The organism is Candidatus Leptovillus gracilis (genome assembly GCA_016716065.1).
Classification (GTDB): domain Bacteria; phylum Chloroflexota; class Anaerolineae; order Promineifilales; family Promineifilaceae; genus Leptovillus; species Leptovillus gracilis.
This window is the reverse complement of record JADJXA010000002.1, coordinates 275308-299566: the sequence shown is the minus strand read 5'-3', so window position 1 is coordinate 299566 and position 24259 is coordinate 275308. Positions and strand designations below refer to the sequence as shown.

Below are 24259 nucleotides of genomic sequence, written 5' to 3'. Positions count from 1 at the left end.
GTTAATGGGGTGGGCATTGTCCGGTGTATCCCGGCCGTATCTGCCACCACTCATTACAAGACCGGGTGTCCTGAAATGCGCCGGTATCGGCAATGGCGACCACCATGTTACCGCCGCCGGTTGTGCCGAAAACCTGTCCGGCAGCCAGCGTGGGCAGATGATACCCAGCCGACGGATATTGGTAACGAGGGCCGCCGAGCGCATCTAAAGCGTTGTACAGGCTCAATAAGTTAGGGTCCGTACAGATGTGGTCTATGTGGATGGTGTAGCCTCTGGCGGCCGTGTCTTCCCGTGTGTAATGCAAGGTCACCGTATCGGCGTCGGCAAAGAGGAGGACGACTTCTGCGCCGCCGCCGATGTCGTAGCCGGAGATGGGGGCGTGCAGCGTTTGACCGGGGGGCAGGCTGAAGGAAACGGCCGTAACCGGTGGCGCACCAATTGGCCCACTGCGCGTGCCCGGATTGGGCGAGGGCAGCCAGTTCCAATGATGCACCTGATAAAACTCGGCCAAAGCGGGGACCTGATACGGGCTGAACAGCGTGGCAAGCTGCGGCGGCTGCGTGGGGTCATCGGAGCCATAATCAACCAATTCACGTGCCAGGGAAGGGTCGGTGTTGGGCGCATAGCCGCGCAGTTCAATATTCTTGTCGGCATGGGCATAAGCTGGGCGCACCGGATTGTCGGTATCCCATTGATAAACCGGACCGCTGGCATACTGATTGGTGGAACTGGTGGCGCAGGCAAACTGCGGCGGGCCAACCACGATGGGCAAATAAGCTCTGGGGCTTACCTCTGCCTGGGATACGGCATCAGACTGAGCGGTGACGCGGCCAACCATAATGAACAGTACCAGGACAATGATGGTTCGTTTTGTCATAATGATACCTCGTGTTAATTCATGTGGCGTCTTTCCAACTCGGCACGCACATCGTCCCAGGCCAGGTCGTGGGCAGCCAGCATGACAAGCAGGTGATAGATGAGATCGGCCGTTTCCTCAACGATGCGCGTTTTGCCCTGGCCCTTGACGGCGAGAATGATTTCCACCGCCTCTTCGCCCACTTTTTTCACAATTTCATCCTCACCGGCGTCGAACAGGCTGTTGGTGTAGGAACCGGGTTTGGGGTTGGTTTTGCGGTCCTGGATGGTGGCAAATAAGGTGTCAATAAAGTCGGTCATTGTTAGTCCTTTGTCGGGTAGTCGAATAGTTAAGTAGTCAAGACCTGACAGGTTTTCTGAAACCTGTCAGGTCTTAGGCCAGTCGGGTAAAAAAGCAGCTTACCGCGCCGGTGTGGCAGGCGGGGCCGGCCGGGTCCACCAGGATGAGCAGGGTGTCACCGTCGCAGTCCAGCCAGATTTCGCGGACGCGCTGCACGGCGCCGGAGGTAGCCCCTTTGTGCCAGAGTTCCTGGCGGCTGCGGCTCCAGAAGTGGGTTTCGCCGGTTTCTTGCGTCAGGCGCAGGCTCTCGGCGTTCATCCAGGCGACCATGAGAACCTGATGGGTGGTGGCGTCTTGGATAACGGCCGTTACCAACCCCTTTTCATCAAATTTGATTTCGGATTTCGGATTTCGGATTTCGGAGGTCATTGGCGCACCGGGATGCCTTGTTGGGATAGATATTCTTTGACTTCGGTGATGGTGAGCTGTTTGTAGTGGAACAGCGAGGCGGCCAGCGCCGCGTCTGCGCCGCCCTCGGTGAGCGCCTGGGCGAAGTGTTCCAGCGTGCCCGCGCCGCCGGAAGCAATCACCGGGATGCTAACCGCCTCGGCAATCGCCCGCGTTAGTTCCAAATCGTAGCCCGCCTGCGTCCCGTCGCCATCCATGCTGGTGAGCAAAATTTCGCCCGCGCCGCGCCGTTCCACTTCTTGCGCCCATTCCACGGCGTCCAGGCCGGTGGGCGTGCGGCCGCCGGACACGAAAACTTCCCATTTCGGATTTCGGATTTCGGATTTCGGATTGTCGCCGGACTGTTCACTGGTCACTGAATACTGGTCACTGATTCGGCGGGCGTCTATGGCGACGACGATGGCCTGGCTGCCGAAGGCTTGTGCGCCCTGGGTGATGAGTTCGGGGTGGCGCACGGCGGCGGAGTTGATGCTGATTTTGTCGGCGCCGGCGCGCAGCAGGGCGCGCATGTCGTCCACGGTGCGGATGCCGCCGCCGACGGTGAAGGGGATGAAGACCTGTTCGGCGACCGCCTTCGCCATTTCAATCACGGTGTCGCGGGCTTCGTGGGTGGCGGTGATGTCCAGAAAGACCAGTTCGTCGGCTCCGGCTTCGTCGTAGACTTTGGCCTGCTCCACCGGGTCGCCGGCGTCGCGCAGTTGCACGAAGTTGATGCCTTTGACGACACGGCCGTCTTTGACGTCTAAACAGGGGATGATGCGTTTGGCGAGCATGGTTACTTCCTTTTCCGTGTTCCGTGTTCCGTCCTGAAGGTCGTTGTCCGTTTACTATTGGCTGTTGATGGTTAACAGGTTTTCCAGGTCGGCCAGCGCCCGAATCTCATACGTCACCGGCAGGCTGCCTGGCTTGCCCGCCGGATTGTACCAGCAGGTATCAATGCCATAGTTGATCCCGCCCTGCATGTCGGAACTCAGGCTGTCGCCAATCATCAACACGTCGGCTTTGGCGGGTTGGCCCATCCGGGCGAATGCCACGTCAAAAATGGCCGGGTCCGGCTTGGCAACGCCGACTTCTTCGGAGATGACCAACGCTTCCACCAGGTCATGGATGGGCGAGGCGGCCAGGCGCGGGCGCTGTACGTCGGCGATGCCATTGGTGATGATGGCGATGTGGTGGGTTTGGGCGAGCTGGCGCAGCAGCGTTTCGGCCCCATCCAGCAAGTGGCCGGCCTGGGCCAGGTTGATGAGGTATTGGCGGCTGAAGGCTTCGGCGTCTACGGGGAGGTTAACGGCCGTAAACAACCGGCGGAAACGTTCGGCGCGCAGCGCTTGCTGAGTGATGTGGCCCAATTCGTAATCGTGCCAGATTTGGGCGTTGATGGTCCGGTACTGTGCGCCCGTCGTCTGGTCAAAATCCAGCCCAAACTGGTGGAAGCTGTTTGCCAGGGCTGTGGCTTCTGCTTTGTCGTAATCAAAAAGTGTGTTATCCGCGTCAAAGAGTAACCATTGATAGTTCACGTGTGGTTTGCCTCAGTCTCCAGATTTGTAAATGTCGCCTCTGGCTCCGATGTAATCTACGAAAACGGCATCCGTGTCCGTAATGTATTTTCTGGGAATTGATAACATCACACGCACCTTTTTGATCGTCATTGTAGCATAAACCCGGTTTACCGCTGGATGGCTTGTAAAGCAGAATGGAGGTCGAGACGGCCGTCATAAATCGCCCGCCCGGTAATCACGCCCACCACGCCCTGGTCGGCCAGGGCAGCGCAGCGGGTGATGTCGTCCAGCGCCGCCACGCCGCCGGAGGCGATGACTTGTAGTCCGGTAGCCTGCGCCAGGTCGGCGGTGGCTTGGGCGTTGACGCCGGTCAGCACGCCATCGCGGCTGATGTCGGTGTAGATGATGGTTTGCACACCCAGGGCGCGCATTTGTTGGCCGAGTTGGGTGGGGGATACGGCCGTTTCGTGCAGCCAACCGCGAGTTTTGACACGGCCGTCACGCGCATCAATGCCCACGACAACTTTGTCCGCGCCAAACTGTCGGATGGCTTCCGTGACCAGCGCCGGATTTTCGATGGCGGCCGTGCCCAAAATGACGCGCACTGCGCCGGCGTTCAACGCCCGCTCTACGTCGGGCAGCGCCCGAATGCCGCCACCAAACTGCACGTTCGCGCCCAGTTGAGTCAGTTGAGCCAGCACGGCCCAATTGGCTGCCCCTGTTTCGTCAAACGCGCCATCCAGATTGACGACGTGCAGCCATTCCGCCCCGGCGGCGATCCACTGCCGCCCCATAGCTGCCGGGTCATCGCTGAAGATGGTTTGTTTGTTGGGGTCGCCAAATTGGAGGCGGACGACACGGCCGTTTCTGAGGTCAATGGCAGGGTAGATGGTGAAGGACATAGTTCTCCGAGTGGGAAGATTAAAGATTGAAGATTAGTGCATTGCCAGTTCCAATCTCTGATCTTCAATCTTAAATCTTCAGTCTTTTCCTCATATGTTCAGGAAGTTTCGTAAAATTCTCAGCCCCACGCTCTGGCTTTTTTCCGGGTGGAATTGCAGGCCGTACAGATTGTCCCTGGCAACCACCGAGGCAAACGGCAAACCATAATCGGTCCAGGCAAGTACGGCCGTTGCCTCCGTCACGTCACAATAATACGAATGCACAAAATAGGCGTAATCGCCCATCTCCACGCCCGCCAGCAGCGGGTTTTCCCAGGCCGGCTCAAGCTGGTTCCAACCCATGTGGGGAATCTTTAGATTTCGGATTTCGGATTTCGGATTTCGGATTGGGCCGTTGACCATTGACCATTGACCGTTGACCATTGACAATTTTTCCGGGAACCGCACCACTTTACCGGCCATCAAGTCCAATCCCTGGTGGATGCCCATTTCGTGGCCTTCACTGAACATAAGCTGCATCCCGACGCAGATGCCCAGAAAGGGCACACCGCGCTGCACAGCTTCGTGGATGGCTGCCGGTAAATTGCGCTGGCGTAGACCATCCATGCCGGAACCAAACGCCCCAACGCCGGGCAGCACCAGTTTGTCGGCGCGGCGTACCACTTCTGGGTCTTCGGTCAAAATCACGGTCGTGCCAATGTACTCAAACGCTTTCTGCGCCGAGCGAATGTTGCTGGCGCCGTAGTCAATCACGGTGATGGGTTGAGTCATTGGCTTTCTCCGGGGACCCAATCGGTCAGAAAGTGGTCGGGGTGGGGCATGGCGCTGCGCGTTACGGCCGTGCGCAAATCGTCCAGGTTGTAGGCGACGCGGTGCAGGGTGATGTCGAGACGGCCGTTATCTACCGTTACCAGTGCATATTCCGCCCGCGCCGGATTGATGAAACGGCCGTCGGCTCCGCGGTAAAACGGCAGCCCAACGCTGCCCGGATTGAGGACAAAACCGTCGCCGTAGCGGCGCAGCAGCGGGGTGTGGGTGTGCCCGCCGGCAAAAATCGCAGCCTGGACACCGCCCAGTTTCTCGGCCAGTTCTTCGTCCAGCGTGGTTGCCCGGATGACTTCCATGTTGTGCCGGGGGGAGCCGTGGAAACAAAGCAGGGAACGGCCGTAACCCAAATCCAGCTCGATGGTCGGTTGGAAGGTGCGCACAAACGCCTTGTCCTCACCGGTAAGCTGGCCTGCGCCCCACAATTCCACATCGTACAAAATCTGGTCCGCTTCGCTGCGGATGGTGAAAGGCGTGGGCGACAGCAGCCATTCGTCGGTATTGCCCATGACCACCGGACAGGATAGGGCGCGTACGGCCGTCAACACCTCGCGTGGCTGTGGTCCGCCCACCACCACGTCGCCCAGACAAACGATCTGGTCGAACTTTTCCTGGGCAATGGCCGCCAGAACGGCCGTTAACGCCACAAAGTTTCCATGAATGTCAGAAATTAGTGCGATTTTCATAACCAAATCCCCAAGAAAATGCCTGACCGGCTGGGGTCCGGTTCCCTTCGTACTGGCCACATCCGCCCGGCGTGGATCAAAGTCTACGGCCGTTCGCAAAGCCCGCGCCAGCGCCTTAAACAGCGCTTCTGCTTTGTGGTGGTCGTTACGGCCGTCTACCTTCGCGTGTAAGGTCATCCGCCCATGCACCGCTACCGACTCGAAAAAGTGCTGCACCAGATCGGTAGGGAACTGGCCGATGGTTGGTGTCGCCCACGTCGCCTGGAAGATGGTATACGGCCGTCCGCTAAAATCCAGGGCCACAAAAGCCAGCGCCTCATCCATCGGCACGTAGGCATGGCCGACGCGCTGGATGCCTTTGCGGTCGCCTAAAGCATTGTTGAGGACCTGTCCGAAAACAATGCCCACGTCTTCGATGGTGTGATGGCTGTCTATGTGCAAATCGCCGGTGGCCTGCACCTGCAAATCAAAAAGGCCATGGACGGCAACGGCCGTGAGCATATGGTCCAAAAACCCAATGCCCGTGCTGATTTCGTGCTGCCCTGTGCCATCCAGATTAAGCGTGACCGTGATGTCGGTTTCGCCAGTCTGGCGGTGAATCATTGTTGTTCGCCCCATACCAATCTCTAATCTCCAATCTCTGACAGCGCGGCCACCAACCGGTCCGTATCCGACGGCCGTCCCGCACTGATGCGAATACAGTTATCCAGACCGGGTTTGTTAAAGTAGCGTACCAGGACGCCCTGCTGCTCCAAGTCCAGCTTCAATTGTCGCGCATCTCGGCCTAAAACGCGAAAGAGGACAAAGTTGGCCTGGCTGGGATACGGCCGTAACCAATCAAACCGCCCCAACTCCATCACCATCCGCTCCCGCTCCTGCACAATCAGCGCCACTTTCTCGCGCAGCCATTCCCGGTCTTGCAGCGAAGCCAGCGCCGCCAGCGAAGCCGCCACATTCACGTTATACGGCTGCTTGATCTTCCACATGTGCGGCAGCAGCCATTTGGGGAACGCGCCATACCCCACGCGCAGCCCTGCCAGCCCCGCCAGCTTGCTAAACGTCCGCAGAACCGCCAGGTTCTCATACGCCGTCACCCAAGACAATCGGGAAGGATGAACCGCGGAGGGCGCGGAGGGCGCGGAGATTTTTTCCCCTCCGCGCTCTCCGCGTTCTCCGCGGTTAACCTCCCCCACAAAATCCACATACGCCTCGTCCAGCAGCACCAGCACGGGCAGCGCCAGCAGGCGGCGCAGAGAGGCATCGTCTATAGTGCTGCCATCCGGGTTGTTGGGCGAGCAGAGGATGAGGATTTTGGCCTTGTGGGTCGTTACCGCCTGCTCGATGCCCGCCACGTCTAGGCTAAAATCGGCCTGCCGCCGCACCGGGACGTATTGGCCGCTGTTAACGGCCGTGCTAAACGGATACATGCCAAAGCTGGGCGGGCAGTCTACCACCACGTCGCCCGGCGCAAGGACCACGCGCAGCACCAGGTCAATCAATTCATCTGCGCCCATGCCGGCCATGAGATAGGAGGGGGGAACGGCCGTGTACTCACTCAACGCCTCCCGCAGTTCCAATGCCTCCGGGTCCGGGTAGATGTGGTAATACTTGCCCGCCGCCAGCGCCGCCAGCGCCCGCGGCGACGGCCCATACGGGTTCTCGTTGGCGTCCAGCTTCACAATCTCCTCCGGCGCCCGTCCCAGCCGCCGCGACAACACCTCAAACGGCACAATCGGCGTATATGCCTCCATCGCCGCCACGTCCGGCCTGACAAATTCTCTTGGATTCATGGCTTTCTATCCTGCTTGAACTATGTTAAAATTGTACAACATCCTGTACAAAAAGGTGATGAAGTGGAAGCTCTAACAATTTCTGAAGCCCGTAAACGATTGTTTGAACTGCGCCAACAGGTTGTAGACGACAACGACCGGGTGATTATGACCCATAAACAAGGCAATGTGGTCCTCATTTCGTTGGATGAATGGGAAGCGTACCAGGAAACTGTGCGTCTGCTCAACGACAAAGCCTCCCTGAAAGCATTGGTAGATTCCTTTGCCGCCCATGACGCCAACAAAACCCAGGGTAAAACGCCCGATGAACTGTTCGCCGATCTGCCATGACCTGGAAAATCCTCATCCTGCCCAAAGCCGAAAGTGACCTGGATTGGTTTCGTCGCCATGACCGCCAACTGTACTTGAAGTGCTTCGACCTGGTACGCGATATTGCCAACGATCCGCGCCAGGGTCTGGGCAAGCCAGAACGGCTGAAATATTTTGAACGCGAAGTCTGGTCGCGCCGCGTGTCGCATGAACACCGCCTGGTTTATGTTGTGTACTCAGCCGAAGAACAAGTCGAAATTGTCTCCTGTAAATCCCACTACGAAATGGGAGATTAGAGATTGGAGATTGCCAATCTCTAATCTCTAATCTCCATCCGCTTCTCCGCCGCACCCGCGTGGGCGGTCAGCCCTTCGGCGTGGGCCAGTTGGGCGGCGATGGGGCTGAGGCTGGCAGAGGTGGCGTCGTCGAGTTGGATGAGGCTGGTGATTTTGACAAAGTCCAGCACATTCAGCGGTGAGGCAAAGCGGGCCGTACCGCTGGTGGGCATGACGTGGCTCGGACCAGCCACGTAATCGCCCAGCACCTCAAAGCTGCGTTCGCCAATGAACAGGCCGCCAGCGTTGGGGATTTTGCCTGCATAAGCCGCCGGGTCGGCGACGGCCAGGCAGGTGTGTTCGGCGGCAAAATCGCTGGCAAGCTGGCACGCTTCGTCCAGGCTGGCGGTGAGCACGATGCCACCCTGCCCGTTGAGCGATTGGGCGATGATGTTGGCGCGGCTGAGGTGTTCCATCTGCCGACCGATTTCTACTTGCACGGCCGTTGCCAATTCCCGCGATGGCGTAAACAAAATCGCCGTTGCCAGCACGTCATGTTCCGCCTGGGCCAGCAAATCGGCGGCTACCCAGGCGGGATTGGCCGAATCGTCGGCGACAACGGCCGTTTCCGTCGGCCCATACAAGCCATCAATGCCCACAATGCCATACACCTGCCGCTTCGCCAGCGTGGTAAACAGCCCGCCCGCGCCCACCACTTTGTCTACGCGGCGCACACTTTCCGTGCCAAAGGCCAGCGCCGCGATAGCTTGCGCTCCACCCAACGTGTAAATCGTCTCGATGCCGCAAATTTGCGCCGCCGCCAGGATCACGTCGGCCACTTTGCCATCCTTACCCGGCGGCGTGGCGACGACGATTTCGGTCACGCCGGCCACTTGCGCCGGAATGACGGCCATCAGCAGGCTGGAAGGCAGCGGCGCGGTGCCGCCGGGCACGTAGACGCCCACTCGCTGAATCGGCGTGACGCGCTGGCCCAGCAGGCCGCCCAGCGTGTCGGTGGTCCAGTTGGGCAGCGGCTGCAATTCGTGGAACCGGCGGATGCGGTGGGCGGCCTGACCTAACGCTTCGTACAGCGACGTGGAGATGCGCTTGCCGCCCATCTCTCTATCAAATTGACTAACCGACAAACCGGCCAACTGCACGCCATCAATCTTCAGCGTCCAATCGCGCAAGGCGGCGTCGCCCTTCTGGCGCACGTCGCGGAGGATGTGGGCCACGGCCGTTTCCGGCGTCGCCCCACGCCCAAACAAACGGTCCAGACTGGCCTGCAACGCCGGCGGTACGTCCGGCTCCAGCGCCATCTCCCGCCGCAAAATCGTCTTTTGTGCTTCTTCTACCGAAAAAACCTTGATCATGATTGCCTCTTTTTTGAACCGCGGAGGGCGCGGAGGACGCGGAGATTTTCTTCTTCCCTCCGCGCTCTCTGCGTTCTCCGCGGTTAATTTTCTTCCAACGCTGCCAGCATGGCCTTATACCGCTCTGGCTCTTCTTCAAAAATGTAGGTGATGGGCGTGACGATGACGCCGCTGCCGCCGATGGCCCGCAGTTCGGCGATGGCCGGGACCAGGTTGGCCTTGCCCACGACAATGCTCACCGAGTACCAGGTTTCCCGCCGAGTCGGTTGGCGGCACGATGGTGGCGATGGTCGGGCCTTGCAGGCCGCCGATGAACGGTCGTCCCGCCATCTGCCGCGAAATGGCTTGCGGCGATTCGCCGCGCACATTGGCGATGATGAGGTACGACCCCTGGGCGCGCAGGTGGGCTTCGATGTATTCCAGCATCTGCCGGGCGACGCCGCGTACTTCGAGGCGGCTTTGCAACGCTCCCCGGTTGGCAATCAGCGCCGCCTGGGATTCCAGAATGAGGCCGTCGGTTAACGGCCGTAAATGGTTATCCCGCAGCGTCGTGCCCGACGAGACCAAATCGCTGATCAGGTCGGCGAAGCCGATGTCCGGGGCAATTTCCAGCGTGCCTTCGGCGTCGATTAGTTTGTAACCGGTGACGTTGTGTCGGTCGAGAAAGCGACTGGTAGTGCGGGGGAATTTGGTGGCGATGCGCAGGGAACGGCCGTCGGCCGCCAATTCCGCCGCCCACTGCCGCAAATCGGCCATCGTGTACACCGGCGACGGCTCCGGTACGGCCAGGTTGAGCGTGCAGGGGCCAAAACCCAGCGACTCGTGGAGGGTGAGGATGGGCCGGTCGCCGTTCAGGTTGCCCTTCTCGGCGATGATGTCCAGCCCGGTGATGCCAAAATCAATGCTGCCCTGCCGCACCCCAACCACGATGTCGCCCGGCCGTTGGAACAGAACCGACACGCCGGGCAAGGCGGGGATGGTCGCCTTATATTGGCGCGGATTGGGTCGGAACACCTTCAGACCGCAGTCGGCCATCAACTCTAACGCTTCAATTTGCAGCGCCCCCTTGCTGGGCAGCGCCAGACGAATATCTGTGCGGGTCATGGGACCTCCTGAGTAGTGATTTGTGTTCAGTGTTCAGTCGGTTCTTAACTGAACACTGAACACTGGATACTGCATAACTGACTGCAACATAAAAAAACCCTCCCCGGGGTTCCGAGGAGGGTGCTGTGTGACCGACCTGATAGCGCGCCATTACGCGCTGTTTTAACCCAGAGTATGCGAAAATCGCCGCCGATGATGGTGGGCGTGATGACCAAATGCCAAAGCGCTTACGTGGGTTAAGTTTGCCAATGTTTTCATACCGGCGCGGAGTGTAACATACGGGTAGTGAATGGTCAACAGAGGCGGTGTATAATCCTTTGGCCTCCGGCACATAAGAAGTGCCTGACAGTTAAGGCTAGAGAATGCACTTATGACTCAATTAGGCGATTTGCGGCATGAAGCGGCGGTACGCGATTTTCGGCGGGCGCGGCGGGAGGCGGCTTTGCAGCAGTTGTTGGCGCGGGTGACGGGCAAATCGGCCGATTTGTTGGCGTATAACCAGGTCAGTGAGCAGCTTAAAATCTCCGGCGGCGAGGAATTGGGCGTGCAGGAAATTCCACTGGATGCCATTGTGGGCAGCGTGGGGCGTTACCAGGACTTTACGCGCAGTTTTATGCCCCGTTCAGACCAGGATGTGGAGCGATGGGTGCGGGTGAAAACGGCCGTCAACAATATGCACGGTATGTCGCCCATAGATGTGTACAAAGTTGGCGACGCCTATTTTGTCATAGACGGCAATCACCGCGTCTCCGTGGCCCGGCAGTTGGGCAGCGACACCATCACCGCCCACGTCACCGACGTGAAGTCGCGTGTGCCTTTATCTGACCGGGCCGATGCCACCGAGATTATTTGTAAAGCGCGCTACCTGGACTTTTTGGAGCAGACCAATCTGGATAATCAGTTCCCCGGCGCGGATTTGACGATGACATTTGCCGGGAATTATCGGGCGCTGCTGGCGCAAATTGAAACGCAGCGGCGGCGTATTCAGGAGCGGCGCGGCGAACCCATTACCTTTCACGAGGCGGCGGCCGGCTGGTATGAACTGGTCTACCTGCCCATCATCGCCCTCATCCGCGAGCAGGGGGTGCTGCGCAACTTCCCGGAGCGCACCGAAGCCGACATATACATTTTGCTGTCGGAGCGGCGCGCCGAGTTGGAAGAAGTATTGGGCTGGGATGTGGACGTAGAAACGGCCGTATCCGACCTCGCTGCCATGCGTTCCCCTGGTTCGCAATGGCCGGTCTCTGGCCTGGGCGAACGGCTGCTAGACGTGCTGCGCCCGGAAGGCTTTGAAGACGGCCCGGAACCCGGCCGATGGCGGCAGCAAGTTTCGCGGCGCAGCGACAAACGGCTGTTCACCCAAATTTTGGCCCCGGTGCGCGGCAGCAGCGAAGATTGGCGCATGGTAGACCTGGCTCTGGAAGTAGCCCGACGGGAGAACGGCCGTCTGCTCGGCCTGCACATCGTCGAAAGCGACGAGGAGCGAGACAGCGCCGCCGCCAACAATGTCAAAACGGTCTTCGACCAACGTTGTGAAAACGTTGGCGTGCGCGGCGAATTGGTGGTGGCCGCCGGCAGCATCAGCCGCACCATCGTCGAGCGCGCCGCCTATGCCGACCTGGTGGTGGTGAACCTGATGAACCCACCGCGTAACAAACCATTGGTGCGCCTGGGTTCTGGCTTCACCTTTCTCATTCAACGCAGCCCTCGGCCGCTGCTGGTTGTGCCAGGCGGCCGGGGTTCGGCCATGAAGCGGGCGCTGCTGGCTTATGATGGCAGCCCCAAGGCCAACGAAGCGCTGTTTGTGGCCGCTTATCTGGCCTTGCGCTGGCGCACGGCGCTGACGGTGCTGACGGTAGAGACGCCGTTCACCCCGCCCACCGCTTTAACGGCGGCGCAAACCTACCTGGCCGAATACGATGTAGCGGCGGAGTACATCTTGCGTGAAAAACCAATTGCCGAGGCTGTGCTGGAAACGGCCGTCAGCCACAACAACGATCTTCTCATCATGGGCGGCTTTGGCTTTCGGCCGATGCAGCACATGGTTCTAGGCAGCACCGTAGATTACATGCTGCGCGAATTTCCCCATCCCATGCTTATTTGCCGTTAGGAGGTAGAGCGAGAGCTAGAAGGTAAGACCTCTAGCTCTCGCTAAAAAACGTCTGCTACCTATGCAACAACAAGAGTCTATCAACTACCGGTTAGCGATTGAAGATTTCCGCCAGGCGCGGCGGCAGGCGGCGATGCAGCAGGCCGTCGCCCGCCTGCGCGGCGAGTCTGTGGACCTGTTGTCCTACGACGACGTGCGCAAAAAGCTCAAAATGACCGGTCTGGCCGAACAGGGCATTCAAGAAATCCCGCTGGCTGCCATCGTCGGCAGTGTGGGACGGTCGGGCGATTATACCCGCGACTTTTTGCCCGTTAAAGACAGCGACCAGCAGCGCTGGGCGAAAGTGAAGGCCGCTTTTATGTCGCCGACCGGCGTGCCGCCTATCTCCGTCTATAAAGTGGGCGACGCCTATTTTGTGCGCGATGGCAACCATCGCGTGTCTGTGGCCCGCCAGTTGGGCAATAACACCATAGATGCTTACGTCACCGAAGTACGCACCCGTGTCTCATTAAGCCCAGACGACGACCCGGAAGCGATCATTCTGAAAGAGCGGTACGCCAATTTCCTGGAAAAAACTGACCTGGACGAAATTCGCCCCGGCGCGGATTTGCGGATGACCTGGTCGGGCTTTTACAGTATGCTGCTGGAACACATTAACGCCCATCAATATTTTCTGGGCCTGGATTGGCAGCGCGATGTATCTTACGCTGAAGCGGTGGGGCACTGGTACGACGAGGTGTATTTGCCGGTGGTGGCCTTGTTGTATGAGCGCGGTTTGTTTAAGGAATTTCCGGGGCGCACGGAGGCGGATTTGTATGCTCTGTTGGCCGATTACCGCCGGGAAGTGGCCGAGCAGTTGGGTTGGGAGATGGATGCGCAAACGGCCGTTACCCGTCTCGTCGGCCACAAAAGCCCCAAACCAGAAAAGGTCCTCAGCCGCGTGGCCGGTCGCATCCTGGATTCCGTCATCCCCGACGAGTTGGAAGCGGGGCCAAGACCGGGCATCTGGCGCGAAGAGCGGCTGGAACCCATGGTCCCCAGCGCCATTTTCAACGACATCCTGGTGGCCGTAGATGGCGACCCAGACCACTGGCAGACGTTGGACCATGCCCTGACCGTGGCGGCGCACAATAACGGCCGTTTGCTGGGCGTGCTGGTTGCCCGGCCAGACGACGAATTGACCGATGCAGAACAAGTCCAACAAGCGGCGCATATCCGGCAGGTGGAAACCGAATTCCTGGCCCGCTGTGCTGCGGCGGGCGTGCGCTGCGAATTTGCCGTAGACTGGGGCCAGGTTTCCGCCGCTTTGCTGCGCCGCTCCATCTGGGCCGACTTGGTCATCTTTGGCATGAGCCATCCGCCAGACGAAACCCCCGCCGGACGACTGCGCTCCGGCCTGACGCCGCTGCTGCAGCGCTGCTCGCGGCCCATCCTGGCTGTGCCGCTGGAAGCCCACAGCCCCATGGACCGGATGCTGCTGGCATATGACGGCAGCCCCAAATCCAGGGAAGCGCTGTTTATCGCCACCTATCGCGCGGCGCGTTATGGTTTCTCGCTGGTGGTCGTGGTGGTGGTCAATGAGCGCGTGACGCCGGATACGGCCGACAGCGCCCGCCAATACCTGGCCGACCACGGGGTAACAGCGGAATTTGTGGTGCAGTACAGCGACAACGCCGGTGAGGTGCTGCTGACGACGGCCGCTGCCCATCAATGCAACTTGCTGATCATGGGTGGATTTGGCCGCCAGCCATTTTGGCGTATCATGTTAGGTAGCCTGGTAGACCGGATGCTGCGCGAATTTCCCGAACCCATCCTGATCAGCCGTTGAGGTTTATAATCTGAGAGAATAGGACGCGGAAAACGCGGATACATCTGATTTTCGCGGATAATCTCCCAAGAATCTGTGTTCATCCGCCGCATCGGCGGAAATCCGCGTCCCATTCGGGGTATTCTAATTGACCAATCCATTTACGAGCTTTTTGCGGCAGTGGAACCACCGCCCGGATTTAGATGAGTTTGTGCAGCATTGGGATGTGTTGGAGCAGGTGATGGTGGGCGTCTATCGCCAAAAGATGACCCCGGCCGAAGCCGAAGCGGATTTTGCCCAGGCTTGGGGCTGGTTGAGAAGTAGATATGGCGATTGGCGCGAGGCGTTACGGCCGTTTTGGCAGCAAAGCAAAGCCGCCGGCGCACCCACGCAAACGGACCCGTTCCAACTGCTGCTAGACATTGCCACGCCGCAAGACATCGGTGGCGATTGGCGGGCCATGCAGCATTTACCGGCCGCCAGAGAAGCGTTGAACCAATATATTTTGAGCCAGGTGGAGACATAAGATGCAGAAATTGAAGAATCCGATGACATTTGTGTTGGGGCTGACATTTAGCTTGCTGGTGACGGCGATTGCCTGGTACTGGTACAAAAGCACTTCGGCGGAGGAAGGGGCGCTGGATTTGCTGGACCGCATGGCGGCAACAGATGCCCGCCTGCGGACGGCGCAGGCACGGCTGGCGGCCAATGAAACAGCGCCGGCGCAGTACATCACGCTGGAAAAAAATGGGGCATCGCCGGTGAAAACGGCCGTCGCCGACGACGATTTACAGCGTGTCAGAGGCATTGGCCCGGTATTCGCCGCCCGCCTGCAAGCGGCCGGTATCCACACCATTGCCGCTTTACGGCAAACGGCCGTCACCCAATTAGCCACCATCCTGGAAGTCGCCGACTGGCGCGCCCAGGCCATACTGGATGAAGCCGGCCGGTTGGCGTGAGGCGCGAGGCGTATTCCGTATCCCGTATTCCGTCAGCCGTATACCGTGTCCGTAATCCGAATACGGCATACGGCTGACGGGTTACTTTGTTTCTAGACGGCCGTCTACCACCACCCATACCTCTTCGGCAAAACGGTCTATAAAATAGCGGTCGTGGACCACAGCCAGCACCGCGCCCTGAAACTGCGCCAGCGCTTGTTCAAAATTGGTACGCGACGGGATGTCCAGATGGTTGATCGGTTCATCCAGCAGCAAGAAGTTGCAGCCCTGGGCCACCAGGCAGGCCAGCGCCAGCCGAGAACGCTCGCCGAAGCTCAGTTGGGCAATCGGCCGCAGCGGATCATCCCCACGAAAGAGAAAATGATGCAAAAAGGTACGCGCGGCCGTCTGGTTCATCTCCGCCCCCGCCAGAATCGTCTCCAGAGGGGTGCTGTTTGGGTCCAACAGCTCTTGCTCCTGGCTCATATATCCCAGGTGTACACTGCTGCCCAGGCGGGCCTGCCCGGCCTGGGGCGGAAGCTGCCCGGCGATGGTGCGCAGCAGCGTGGTTTTGCCACAGCCATTTTCCCCTGTCAGAACCACCCGCTGCCCGGCGCGGATGAAGCCGTTGACGTTCTGTAGCAGAGGTGAACGGCCGTCATACCCCACCGCCAGATTCTCCAACGTCAACACATCGCGCCCCAGGTGAGCAGCGCGGTCGAAGTCCAGCTTCATCTGCCAGCTTCGCGTCGGCTTTTCCACTCGCTCGTCCGATTCCAGATACCGCTCCAACTTCGTCTCGCGGGCTTTGGCCTTGCGCGCCACCTTTTTGGCAATGCCCTGCTGGTAATCTTTGTACCCTTTTTGTTTCATCACCCCGCCGCCAATGCGGATGGAACTGGCCTGACGTTCAGTATAGGCTGCCTGCGCTTTGGCGCGAGCGGCGTCTTGCTTCAGCCGTCGTGTTTCCGCCTCCTGGTCTTTGTAGGCGGCCCATTGTTTTTCCTGCTCGCTCAAGACCTGCTCCAGATAGCTGCTGTAATTACCTCGATATTCGCGCAGGGCATGGGTTTTGGGGTCCAGGTCCAACACCCGGTTGACGGCACGGTCCAAAAAGGTGCGGTCGTGGGAGACGATGAGCGCCGCCCCGGCAAAGTCGGCCAGCCACGCTTCCAGCCATTCCAACATGCCAATGTCCAGATGGTTGGTCGGTTCGTCCAGCAGCAAAAGCTGGGGATCGCCCAGCAGCACCAATGCCAGCGCCAGCCGCGTCTTTTGCCCCCCGCTGAGATGGCCGACGAGTTGGTTCGGCGCAATCTGGTCCAGGTCGAAGGCGGCCAGGATGGTTTGGGTGCGATTGACATCGCTGGCGGTCAGACGGTTAAGCGTCTGGTCGTAGGCCAGCTGCAAGTCTGCCCGTTCGGGTTGATGCACGAGGGCGTGGGCCAATTGGGTCAGTTTTGTTTCCAGAATGGCGGGGTCGCCAACGGCCGTGTGCAGCACATCCCCCACTGTCTGTCCTGGCGTTACGGGCAGTCCCTGTGGCAGATAGCCCACGCGCAAATCGGTCGGCGTCAGGCTGACATGGCCGCTGTCCGGTCTGTTTTCGCCAGTCAGAATGCGCAGAAGGGTGGTTTTGCCGCAGCCATTTGGCCCAATCAGGCCCACGCGCTCGCCGGCGTTGATGGAAAATGATACGTTTTGGAAAACAGGTTGCAGCCCAAAGTCTTTAGAAAGTTGGTGTGCGGTTAGCATGAGTTCGCCTCCCAATGCGCAACGCGCCGCACATCGCTGCGGGCTGCGTTTCGCCTATGGCTGCCAGCGCAGCCGCCAGTGAAACAAGGGGGAGTACTGGGATGGAGGGAACTCAGCGAATCATTGGTCTACCTGGTAGTATCCGTAAACGGTAATCCGTAGGGCGCTAAATCTGGTAAATGCCATCGGATAACGGACTTCGGCCTGCGGATACTAGTCTAAGTTAGCCGTAAATTAACTCAAAATGGGCTGCGCGTCAAATCTTTTGCCGCCACAAATCTTATTTTGCGCTGCCGGTCCTTTGATGGTTCGGGGGAGCAAGCCAGGGGGGCCGGCGCATCGTGTCCGGCGCGGTTGAGGAGACGGGGACGTTGTGGTTGGTGCGGCGCAAGTGATTGGCCGAACCTTGCGGCACGCAGAAGCTGTGATTGAGAAGTTGGACGGCCGTAACGGCCGTTGCGCCGTCATCCGCAACGATCAATTCAATGACTGGAGAAGCCGCTTTTTGCCGGTTGTCTGGCTTGCCCAATGGCTGCTGCTGGCTGGGCGCTGGCAGAGGCGCAGGCATCTGGTAGGCGAGAACGGCCGTGCCTAACAACAGCACCGTCAGGACGGCCAATACAGCTAGAATGATCCAACGATAAATCCGCATAAGCTTGCTTCGCTAAAAAGAGTGTATTCAATTCCCCTACCTGCAAAAGTATTGGTGTGTCAGGCGATAAGTCCTACGATGCCTGTGATGAAAGTCGCCCAGGTATAGATGACGCCGCGCAATGGGCGTCTAGGTCTTACCCATCGGGCTGAAGTGGCTCCATTTGCCCGATTTCCCCACCAACTAAATTCAAGCCCGGCCAACCAACAGAGATGGCGGTTAAGCCACCGGCCGGGTCCGGCGTCAAGTTGTAACTTGTGTTCGTGTGGGGAACGGCCGTTTGTTCGCGAACGGCCGTTTGTTCGCGAACGGCCGTTTGTCCGCAAACGGCCGTTTGTCCGCAAACGGCCCACCACCCGCCCGATCAATGCCTCTGGCGGCCAGGGTGGGTCGAAAACCAGCGGCCGGTCGCCACGTGTCAACAGCGCCGGCTGGGGGCCGACGGCCGTTTCCCAATAACGGTGAGTCATCATATACGATGCCGAAAACAACGTGATGATATCTCCCCGTCTTAATTGGTCCACAGTCACCGCTTCTAGCAGAACCTGATCGCCCTGCCGCAGCAACGGAGCCATGCTGTTGCTGGTCACTTCTAAACGTGGCATTTGCCCTTGTTGCAAACTCTGTCGCAGCAGGTCCGCCACCACGGGAGCATTGATATTGACCATAGTTTCGGATTCTAGGGCATATAATCCATTTTGGGTTGCGTTTTACCGGGAATTACGCCCTTTCTTAATCAAGATTTAATTGACTCCGCAAAAACGCAGTGGGCTGCTTCATCATACGCCCCTACTCTGACGTAATCCTTGAAATCATCCCAGCAATCCTTTACAATGAGATAGTCCATCCAAATTTGTGACGGTTCACGCCAGAGTATTTTTCAGACTGGTACGCCTACTTGGGCAGCAAACCGCACAGTTGCTGGCGCAAGCCGTTACACCCGTGAGGAGAAAATCTCATGAATGTTCATTGTTCTTACTGCCGTCACTCATTCACGTTAAGCCGTGAATATATGACCCAGGCCGTAGCCGAAGCAGCCGAAGCGCGGCAAAAATATCACGCCATCGAGTGCCCAAACTGCCGCAAAACGAATAAAGTTTCCATCAGCCAGATGAAGCGCTTTGTGCCCAAACCAGCCCCGGCCGATGCCGAAGCGTAAAATGAATCTAAAAGTTCAACCTCTTCAAAGAAGTTGAACTTTTTTCACAGCCTATTTGATCCGCATTCCTAAAAGCCGGACTGCTTGTCAGAAAGCAGTCCGGCTTTTTATACGCGCAAAGGTCACAATCTGCCGTTTTTGTCACCCTATCAAATGTTAGCTTGTCACCTTGTCAGGTATAGTTGACTGGGTTACGGATGACCAACGTTAAGAAGCGTTGGCCGTAAAACGAATGGTTAGCTGCACTTCTTCTTCCACGTTGGCGACGTTCGGCACGGAGGGGATGTTCAGGTTGTAGTCGGCGCGAGAGATAACGGCCGTTGCCGTGCCGGTTAGCTGCGTTTCAGATACGGCCGTGGCCATCACAGTAAACGTCGCCGATTGGGTCACGTCCCGGATCGTCAGGTCGCCGACGATAGTAAAAGTAATGGCTTCACCGATGTTGGCGCTGGCCGACAGGCCATTCACGGCCGTTGGCGTAAAGGTAATAAACTCATAGGCGCCGGTGTTCAAAATTTCATTCTGGATAGCCCGGTTACGAAAATCATTGTCAGTCGCCAGGGTGCGGGCGTTGATTTGCAGCACGCCCACCTGGGCGCTGCTCAGATCAGCCAGGTCCACGCCCAACTGCCCGGCAACCTGGTCCGTCGTGCCCACCACGGTAATGCGCGAGCCACGTAAATCCTCGTCCAGCTCAAAGCTAACCTGGGATTCGCCGCCGGAGGCGATGGTGTACACCCGAACGCCGCCGCTGGAAGGCGCCGGATAGGCGCTGTCGGACGGCGCGGCGTCGGCTGGGGGAAGGGCAGCGGCAGCGGTATCTGCGCCACCGGCCGGATAAGCAGCGTCAGATGGCACGGCCGTTGGTTCGGCGGCGGTCAGCGGCGCGGTGGTTGGCACGGCCGTTGCAATCTCCAGTGGAATTGCCTCCAACGTGGCGCTGGGGGCCGCCGGTTCCTGCATCAACCCGCAGGCCGACAGCCATACAGCAGCGATAGACAAGATAAACAGGGACATTACACGTTTTTTCATAGTTGTTTTCTCCATTTTTTATGACAATGTTGACGGCCGTAATAGGGAACGGCCGTGATTTTCGGCAGCTCAAGCCGATGCAACCTTACTTGTATACGGCAATTTTGCCGATTTGGATCATTTTCTGAGAAACCACTCACGCGGGCCAGGTTCAGCGTCAGCCGCCAGCCGCCAGCAAGCTAAGCTGAGCCTCATTGCCACACCGACAAGTTATTGCCCCCCACCCGCCAAATGCGCTACCATTAAGGTATACGCAGGCAGTCCCCGGCAGTTGGGAAACGGGGGACTGAAGAAACGTTTTATGGAGAAGAACCCACCATGAGTACCCCACTAAATATCAACAACCAACAAGTCACCCTGAACGCTCAACCCACCGACACCCTGCGCGACGCGCTGCGGGGAGCAGGTTATTTTTCCGTGCGCTTTGGCAGCGATGATGGCGTGACCGGCGCAGCGGCCGTTTTGCTGGATGGCAAATTGGTCAACAGCGATACCCTGCTCGTCGGGCAGGTGGCCGGCCACACCATTGAAACGCTTGAAGGATTGAACACGGCCGTTGGCGACCTCCACCCCATCCAAAAAGCGTTCATGGAAACGGGGGCCATCCAATCCGGCTATTCCACCCCGGCCATGATTCTGGCGACGAAGGCGCTGCTGGCCCATAACCTCAACCCCACCGAAGCCGACGCCCGCGATGCCCTGTCCGGCATTCTCTGCCGCGAGACCGGCTACCTGAAACCGGTAGAAGCCGTTCTGCGCGCCGCCGCCTACCTGCGCGGCGAAGAGCTGCCACCCTACGAAGGCCCACCCATCATAGACGCCACCTACTTCGCCGAAATGCCGCCCGCCGACAACCAGAACGACACCCCTAACTTCTCCGGCGGCTCTTCCGAAATCCGAAATCCGAAATCCGAAATCCTCACCAAACCACAGGTAGACATTCAACTCACGTCCGGTGTGCCGGAAACGGCCGTTGTCGGCAAACCAGAGACCAAAGTAGACGCCATCAAACTCGCCAAAGGCAACCCCGCCTTCGTAGACGACATCGAAATGCGTGGCCTGTTGTACGCCAAACTGCTCACCAGCCCTCACGCCCACGCCCGCATCCTGGACATAGACGACAGCGCGGCCGTCGCCTTACCCGGCGTGCGCGCCGTCGTCCATTACAAAAATGTGACGCGGGTGAAATACGCTTCCGGCGGGCAAAGCTACCCCAACCCTCACCCGCACGATCAGGTCAGCTTCGACAACAAAGTGCGTTACGTGGGCGACCGTGTGGCCGCCGTGGCCGCCGACACCCTGGCGATTGCCGCAGCGGCGATTAAGCTCATCAAAGTCGAATATGAACTCCTGCCGGCCGTTTTCGACGAAAACGAAGCCATCAAACCCGGCGCGCCGATCATCCACGACGAGCCGGACACCCTGAAAATCCACGACGCCAGCCGCAACATCGTCCACCACATCAAAGCCCATCTGGGCGACGTGGAGCAGGGCTTCGCTGAGGCTGATTTTGTCTTCGAGCGCAGCTACTACGTCCATCAGGTGCAGCAAGCGCCCATCGAGCCACACATCGCCATTAGTTGGTGGGACAGCGACGAGCGATTGGTGATCCGCACCAGCACCCAAGTGCCGTTCCACGTGCGCCGTATGGTCGCGCCGCTGTTAGGGCTGCCCGTGCGCCAGATTCGGGTGATCAAGCCGCGCATTGGCGGCGGCTTCGGCGTGAAACAGGAGATGTTAATCGAGGACATCGTGGGGCATCTCACCATTAAAACCGGCCGGCCGGTGCGCCTGGAACTGACCCGCAGCGAGGAGTTCCGCAGCAGCCGCACCCGTCACCCGCAGTCCATCACCTGGAAAACGGGCGTCATGAAAGACGGCACGCTGCACAGCCAAAAATTCAGCGTCGTCGCCAACACCGGGGCCTACGGCACGCATGGCCTGACGGTGCAAACCGTCACCGGACTGCGCGGGTTGAGCAGCTATAACTGCCCCAACCGGCAGTTCGACTGCATCGTCGCCTACACCAATCTGCCCGTGCCGGGGGCGTATCGCGGCTATGGCGCGCCGCAGGCGTTGTTCGGCCTGGAGAGCCACATGGACGAAATCGCCCACGAGATGGGGTTGGACCCGATTGAATTCCGCCGCAAGAACTGGGTGCAGGCGGGCGACCCGCTCTCCATCGCCCCGCTGCTGGGCGAAGGGGAGAAGGAGACGGTTGTTGACGTACCGTACATCGAATCCTGCGGCCTGAATGAGTGCTTTGAGCAGGGGTTAAAGGCGATTGAGTGGGAACGCAAATTCCAACCGGGCTGGCACGAAGTGCCGGGCAAGCCCCATCTGCGGCGCGGCCTGGGGGCGGCGATGTGTATGCACGGCACGGCCATCCCTGGCCTGGACATGGGCGGCGCGTCGGTAAAGATGAACGATGATGGCTCGTTTAACGTGCTGGTCGGGGCGACCGATTTGGGCACGGGGTCGGACACGGTGTTGGCGCAGATGGCCGCCGAGGTGTTGGGCGTGCCGCTGGCCGACATTTTGATGTATTCCAGCGACACGGACATGACGCCGTTTGACGTGGGGGCGTATGCCAGCAGCACGACGTATATATCGGGAACGGCCGTTAAACGCGCCGCCGAGCAAGTAGCCGACCAGATACGGGAACGGGCGGCGTTGATGCTGAATGCGTCGGCCGTAAGGCGTGAACCGTATGCCGTAAAACCGGATGAGATTCGGTTGGCGAACAAGATGGCGGTGGCCCCCGATGGGCGCAGCGTCAGCCTGGAAGCCATTGCTCTGCACAGCCTGCACCAGGCCGACCAGCGGCAGATCATGGCCAACGCCAGCTACGTCAGCGTCGCCTCGCCGCCGCCCTTCGCCGGGCAGTTCGCCGAGGTGGAGGTGGACACTGAGACGGGGCAGGTGACAGTGACGAAGTTGGTGATGGCCGTGGACGCCGGCGTGCCCATCAACCCGCTGACGGCCAGCGGGCAGGTGGAGGGCGGCATGGTGCAAGCTCTGGGCTACGGCCACTGCGAAGAGATGGCCTACGACACGACTGGCAACTTAATCAACGACGAATTTGGTCCTTACAAAATCTACCGCGCCGACGAAATGCCCTGGATGAAGGCAATTTTGGTACAGACCAACGAACCGACGGGACCCTTTGGAGCCAAGGCCATCGCCGAAATCCCCAAGGATGGGGTGGCTCCGGCCATCGCCAACGCCATCTTTGACGCGACAGGGGTGCGCATACGGCGGATTCCATTCACGCCACAGCGCGTGTATGCGGCGCTGCAAAATAAGCAATGAGCAGGAAGGAGATCTGTGGGAACGGGCGTTTGCTTGATCAGAGCAAGCATTGAATTTGGGGAAACGGCCGCAGCCAACCCCGAAGACGAAAAAGCGTTAAGGAGGGGGCATGAAAAGATGGACCGAAATGCGTCTTGCAGTGATTGGGGGCCTGATTATTGTAGGGCTTTTAGGGGTGCGGTGGGTTACGGCCGTTAACTTTCTGCCAGCAGCCCACCAAACAGGCATATCGGTCACGCCCACTTTGGCCGCCTATTTGCCTTACATTGCCAAAGAGTCTGGCCGCGGCTCACCAACAGTCATACCCACGTCAACGCCAACCAGCAGCCCAACATCCACACCAACCAGCACGGCTACACCCACGTTAACGCCAACCCACAGCCCAACATCCACCCCATCCAGCACAGCTTCACCTACACCAACTACAACGCCGACACCCGATGGCTGCCCTTACGGACCGACCGATTTAGGTTTTGGCGTGCATCTGCAATTTGAAGATTTCAACTGTGGTGGTGAAGGCGCTGCTTACCATGATATAGACCCCATTAACCTGGGCGGACAATACCGCCCTGATGAAGGCGTAGACCTGGGGATTGCGATCGGCGCCGGCTGGGGCGACAGCTATTTCATCGGTTGGACGGAAAATGGCGAGTGGGTGAAGTATGACATTGTGGTGACGCAGCCAGACCACTATTATTTCCGTGCTCTTGTATCTTCGGTTTATGATACGGCCGTTTTCCATTTAGAACTGGATGGCATAGACATTACCGGCCCCATCGCTGTGCCTGATACAGGTGGCGAGCAAAACTGGACACTCATCAATTTGATACCGTCCGGCTATTGGCTGGATCCCGATAAGTATACATTAACGCTGGTAATCGGCAGCGGCGGTGGCAATTATGATCTTTTGCGCGCCTATCCGGCGACGCCTACCCCTATATCCGAGCACTCGCAGCCATAATCCATGGGTATCTTATGCCCCAAACAATAGCGCTTGCCCTGGCTTCTTGCCGTGAGGTATACTCTATGACATGTCTTTTTGACAATGGCGACCACACCACAATCCCACTATTCAACCCACGCCCTTGTCAATTCCCGCGTTCATTA

Annotated in this window: 24 protein-coding genes; 9 read left to right on the top strand and 15 right to left on the bottom strand. The window is 58.9% G+C overall.

The window, feature by feature from the left end:
* Position 1: 1 nt before the first annotated feature.
* The 9 genes from IPM39_05625 to hisC all read right to left on the bottom strand — a co-directional run bounded on the left by IPM39_05625 (position 2) and on the right by hisC (position 7326).
* A complete protein-coding gene (locus IPM39_05625; protein MBK8985550.1) occupies positions 2-877 on the bottom strand; it encodes a hypothetical protein in 876 nt (291 codons plus the stop codon).
* Between the two features lie 14 nt (positions 878-891).
* A complete protein-coding gene (hisE, locus tag IPM39_05620; protein MBK8985549.1) occupies positions 892-1176 on the bottom strand; it encodes a phosphoribosyl-ATP diphosphatase in 285 nt (94 codons plus the stop codon).
* A gap of 73 nt (positions 1177-1249) precedes the next feature.
* The gene (hisI, locus tag IPM39_05615; GenBank protein ID MBK8985548.1) at positions 1250-1585 is read right to left on the bottom strand and encodes a phosphoribosyl-AMP cyclohydrolase; all 336 of its coding nucleotides are present in this window, start codon (positions 1583-1585) and stop codon (positions 1250-1252) included.
* Positions 1582-2397: an imidazole glycerol phosphate synthase subunit HisF gene (gene hisF, locus IPM39_05610; protein MBK8985547.1), complete on the bottom strand. Its 816-nt coding sequence runs from the start codon at positions 2395-2397 to the stop codon at positions 1582-1584. Before hisF ends, hisI begins: the two co-directional genes overlap by 4 nt.
* Positions 2398-2451: 54 nt before the next feature.
* Positions 2452-3141 carry a noncanonical pyrimidine nucleotidase, YjjG family gene (locus IPM39_05605; protein ID MBK8985546.1) on the bottom strand — a complete coding sequence of 230 codons (690 nt, stop codon included), beginning with the start codon at positions 3139-3141 and terminating at the stop codon, positions 2452-2454.
* Positions 3142-3290: 149 nt separating this feature from the next.
* The gene (gene hisA / locus IPM39_05600) at positions 3291-4025 is read right to left on the bottom strand and encodes a 1-(5-phosphoribosyl)-5-[(5-phosphoribosylamino)methylideneamino]imidazole-4-carboxamide isomerase (protein ID MBK8985545.1); all 735 of its coding nucleotides are present in this window, start codon (positions 4023-4025) and stop codon (positions 3291-3293) included.
* Between the two features lie 90 nt (positions 4026-4115).
* Positions 4116-4796 carry an imidazole glycerol phosphate synthase subunit HisH gene (gene hisH / locus IPM39_05595; GenBank protein MBK8985544.1) on the bottom strand — a complete coding sequence of 227 codons (681 nt, stop codon included), beginning with the start codon at positions 4794-4796 and terminating at the stop codon, positions 4116-4118.
* The gene (hisB, locus tag IPM39_05590; protein MBK8985543.1) at positions 4793-6154 is read right to left on the bottom strand and encodes an imidazoleglycerol-phosphate dehydratase HisB; all 1362 of its coding nucleotides are present in this window, start codon (positions 6152-6154) and stop codon (positions 4793-4795) included. The genes hisH and hisB overlap by 4 nt, the downstream gene beginning before the upstream one ends.
* Before the next feature lie 8 nt (positions 6155-6162).
* Positions 6163-7326, bottom strand: coding sequence for a histidinol-phosphate transaminase (hisC, locus tag IPM39_05585; protein MBK8985542.1), 1164 nt, complete (start codon positions 7324-7326; stop codon positions 6163-6165).
* A 63-nt stretch (positions 7327-7389) separates the two neighbouring features.
* On the opposite strand from hisC, the gene IPM39_05580 reads away from it, so the two are divergent.
* Complete coding sequence (locus IPM39_05580) at positions 7390-7656, top strand: type II toxin-antitoxin system prevent-host-death family antitoxin (protein MBK8985541.1); 267 nt, start codon at positions 7390-7392, stop codon at positions 7654-7656.
* The gene (locus IPM39_05575) at positions 7653-7931 is read left to right on the top strand and encodes a Txe/YoeB family addiction module toxin (protein MBK8985540.1); all 279 of its coding nucleotides are present in this window, start codon (positions 7653-7655) and stop codon (positions 7929-7931) included. Before IPM39_05580 ends, IPM39_05575 begins: the two co-directional genes overlap by 4 nt.
* A 20-nt stretch (positions 7932-7951) precedes the next feature.
* On the opposite strand, the gene hisD is transcribed toward IPM39_05575, so the two are convergent.
* Entirely contained in the window at positions 7952-9283 is a 1332-nt protein-coding gene (gene hisD, locus IPM39_05570; GenBank protein ID MBK8985539.1) for a histidinol dehydrogenase, read from the bottom strand.
* A 135-nt stretch (positions 9284-9418) separates the two neighbouring features.
* Positions 9419-10387, bottom strand: a complete 969-nt coding sequence (hisG, locus tag IPM39_05565) for an ATP phosphoribosyltransferase (protein MBK8985538.1) — start codon at positions 10385-10387, stop codon at positions 9419-9421.
* Between the two features lie 370 nt (positions 10388-10757).
* Here hisG and IPM39_05560 point away from each other — a divergent pair, with 370 nt between their 5' ends.
* The 4 genes from IPM39_05560 to IPM39_05545 all read left to right on the top strand — a co-directional run bounded on the left by IPM39_05560 (position 10758) and on the right by IPM39_05545 (position 15263).
* The gene (locus tag IPM39_05560; protein ID MBK8985537.1) at positions 10758-12497 is read left to right on the top strand and encodes a universal stress protein; all 1740 of its coding nucleotides are present in this window, start codon (positions 10758-10760) and stop codon (positions 12495-12497) included.
* A 61-nt stretch (positions 12498-12558) separates the two neighbouring features.
* Positions 12559-14325 carry a universal stress protein gene (locus IPM39_05555; GenBank protein MBK8985536.1) on the top strand — a complete coding sequence of 589 codons (1767 nt, stop codon included), beginning with the start codon at positions 12559-12561 and terminating at the stop codon, positions 14323-14325.
* 127 nt (positions 14326-14452) lie between these two features.
* On the top strand, positions 14453-14830 hold the full coding sequence (locus IPM39_05550) for a hypothetical protein (GenBank protein MBK8985535.1): 378 nt from the start codon (positions 14453-14455) through the stop codon (positions 14828-14830).
* 1 nt (position 14831) lies between these two features.
* Entirely contained in the window at positions 14832-15263 is a 432-nt protein-coding gene (locus tag IPM39_05545) for a DUF4332 domain-containing protein (protein ID MBK8985534.1), read from the top strand.
* A gap of 81 nt (positions 15264-15344) precedes the next feature.
* Here IPM39_05545 and IPM39_05540 read toward each other — a convergent pair whose 3' ends face one another.
* From IPM39_05540 to IPM39_05530, 3 genes are all read right to left on the bottom strand, one after another.
* The gene (locus IPM39_05540) at positions 15345-16997 is read right to left on the bottom strand and encodes an ABC-F family ATP-binding cassette domain-containing protein (protein ID MBK8985533.1); all 1653 of its coding nucleotides are present in this window, start codon (positions 16995-16997) and stop codon (positions 15345-15347) included.
* Positions 16998-17277: 280 nt separating this feature from the next.
* On the bottom strand, positions 17278-17649 hold the full coding sequence (locus tag IPM39_05535; GenBank protein MBK8985532.1) for a hypothetical protein: 372 nt from the start codon (positions 17647-17649) through the stop codon (positions 17278-17280).
* A 59-nt stretch (positions 17650-17708) separates the two neighbouring features.
* Positions 17709-18317 carry a hypothetical protein gene (locus tag IPM39_05530; GenBank protein MBK8985531.1) on the bottom strand — a complete coding sequence of 203 codons (609 nt, stop codon included), beginning with the start codon at positions 18315-18317 and terminating at the stop codon, positions 17709-17711.
* Between the two features lie 290 nt (positions 18318-18607).
* On the opposite strand from IPM39_05530, the gene IPM39_05525 reads away from it, so the two are divergent.
* Positions 18608-18808 carry a hypothetical protein gene (locus IPM39_05525; protein ID MBK8985530.1) on the top strand — a complete coding sequence of 67 codons (201 nt, stop codon included), beginning with the start codon at positions 18608-18610 and terminating at the stop codon, positions 18806-18808.
* A 207-nt stretch (positions 18809-19015) separates the two neighbouring features.
* Here the strand turns inward: IPM39_05525 and IPM39_05520 are convergent, their stop codons facing one another.
* The gene (locus IPM39_05520; protein ID MBK8985529.1) at positions 19016-19840 is read right to left on the bottom strand and encodes a YceI family protein; all 825 of its coding nucleotides are present in this window, start codon (positions 19838-19840) and stop codon (positions 19016-19018) included.
* 318 nt (positions 19841-20158) lie between these two features.
* On the opposite strand from IPM39_05520, the gene IPM39_05515 reads away from it, so the two are divergent.
* Both IPM39_05515 and IPM39_05510 read left to right on the top strand, forming a co-directional pair.
* The gene (locus IPM39_05515) at positions 20159-23152 is read left to right on the top strand and encodes a molybdopterin-dependent oxidoreductase (protein MBK8985528.1); all 2994 of its coding nucleotides are present in this window, start codon (positions 20159-20161) and stop codon (positions 23150-23152) included.
* A gap of 109 nt (positions 23153-23261) precedes the next feature.
* The gene (locus tag IPM39_05510) at positions 23262-24113 is read left to right on the top strand and encodes a carbohydrate-binding protein (GenBank protein ID MBK8985527.1); all 852 of its coding nucleotides are present in this window, start codon (positions 23262-23264) and stop codon (positions 24111-24113) included.
* The last annotated feature ends 146 nt before the right edge of the window (positions 24114-24259 follow it).

Coding starts and splice junctions, on each gene's coding strand:
- IPM39_05625 (MBK8985550.1), bottom strand. CDS start 877: ATGACAAAACGAACCATCATTGTCCTGGTACTGTTCATTATGGTTGGC.
- hisE (MBK8985549.1), bottom strand. CDS start 1,176: ATGACCGACTTTATTGACACCTTATTTGCCACCATCCAGGACCGCAAA.
- hisI (MBK8985548.1), bottom strand. CDS start 1,585: ATGACCTCCGAAATCCGAAATCCGAAATCCGAAATCAAATTTGATGAA.
- hisF (MBK8985547.1), bottom strand. CDS start 2,397: ATGCTCGCCAAACGCATCATCCCCTGTTTAGACGTCAAAGACGGCCGT.
- hisA (MBK8985545.1), bottom strand. CDS start 4,025: ATGTCCTTCACCATCTACCCTGCCATTGACCTCAGAAACGGCCGTGTC.
- hisH (MBK8985544.1), bottom strand. CDS start 4,796: ATGACTCAACCCATCACCGTGATTGACTACGGCGCCAGCAACATTCGC.
- hisB (MBK8985543.1), bottom strand. CDS start 6,154: ATGGGGCGAACAACAATGATTCACCGCCAGACTGGCGAAACCGACATC.
- hisC (MBK8985542.1), bottom strand. CDS start 7,326: ATGAATCCAAGAGAATTTGTCAGGCCGGACGTGGCGGCGATGGAGGCA.
- IPM39_05575 (MBK8985540.1), top strand. CDS start 7,653: ATGACCTGGAAAATCCTCATCCTGCCCAAAGCCGAAAGTGACCTGGAT.
- hisD (MBK8985539.1), bottom strand. CDS start 9,283: ATGATCAAGGTTTTTTCGGTAGAAGAAGCACAAAAGACGATTTTGCGG.
- hisG (MBK8985538.1), bottom strand. CDS start 10,387: ATGACCCGCACAGATATTCGTCTGGCGCTGCCCAGCAAGGGGGCGCTG.
- IPM39_05560 (MBK8985537.1), top strand. CDS start 10,758: ATGACTCAATTAGGCGATTTGCGGCATGAAGCGGCGGTACGCGATTTT.
- IPM39_05555 (MBK8985536.1), top strand. CDS start 12,559: ATGCAACAACAAGAGTCTATCAACTACCGGTTAGCGATTGAAGATTTC.
- IPM39_05545 (MBK8985534.1), top strand. CDS start 14,832: ATGCAGAAATTGAAGAATCCGATGACATTTGTGTTGGGGCTGACATTT.
- IPM39_05540 (MBK8985533.1), bottom strand. CDS start 16,997: ATGCTAACCGCACACCAACTTTCTAAAGACTTTGGGCTGCAACCTGTT.
- IPM39_05535 (MBK8985532.1), bottom strand. CDS start 17,649: ATGCGGATTTATCGTTGGATCATTCTAGCTGTATTGGCCGTCCTGACG.
- IPM39_05530 (MBK8985531.1), bottom strand. CDS start 18,317: ATGGTCAATATCAATGCTCCCGTGGTGGCGGACCTGCTGCGACAGAGT.
- IPM39_05525 (MBK8985530.1), top strand. CDS start 18,608: ATGAATGTTCATTGTTCTTACTGCCGTCACTCATTCACGTTAAGCCGT.
- IPM39_05520 (MBK8985529.1), bottom strand. CDS start 19,840: ATGAAAAAACGTGTAATGTCCCTGTTTATCTTGTCTATCGCTGCTGTA.
- IPM39_05515 (MBK8985528.1), top strand. CDS start 20,159: ATGAGTACCCCACTAAATATCAACAACCAACAAGTCACCCTGAACGCT.
- IPM39_05510 (MBK8985527.1), top strand. CDS start 23,262: ATGAAAAGATGGACCGAAATGCGTCTTGCAGTGATTGGGGGCCTGATT.